Origin of the sequence: Weissella cibaria (assembly GCF_004521965.1) — a bacterium.
GTDB lineage: Bacteria > Bacillota > Bacilli > Lactobacillales > Lactobacillaceae > Weissella > Weissella cibaria_A.
The window spans coordinates 1-359 of sequence record NZ_SDGK01000091.1 but is presented as its reverse complement, the minus strand read 5'-3'; the positions used below and the strand labels follow the sequence as shown (position 1 = coordinate 359).

1 pseudogene is annotated in these 359 nt (G+C 44.3%); it reads right to left on the bottom strand.

Features of this window, described 5'->3' with window-relative positions:
* Nucleotides 1-57: 57 nt before the first annotated feature.
* A pseudogene (locus EST42_RS09845) lies at nt 58-359 on the bottom strand (transposase); the annotation flags it as partial.

Here is a 359-nt window from a genome sequence, read left to right as displayed (position 1 = left end):
GTGCTTGCGGATAGTGCGACGAGCCTTCTTCATTGCCTTTGGCAATGAGCGGTATTAGGCATCATTTTTTGTAGGGTATAGAACAGACTTGAGTTCAACTTCATCATGGGTTTCGACGGCGTAAAGAATCTCTTGATAGCAAGCGTATGCGTCACGCAGTTCATCAGAGAGCGTCAGTAGGCGGTCGATAACTTCTTTATCAGTTAAATAGGCATGCTTAAAATTGACCCGACTTTTGCGGGTCGTGTAATCGAGTGCGGTTCCGTGCTTCATAAGTAGTTTCCAGAAGCGTTTTAGTTGGCTATACTCTTTGCTATCTGATCCGAATTGCTTCATAACGCTGATTCGAACCTTATTGA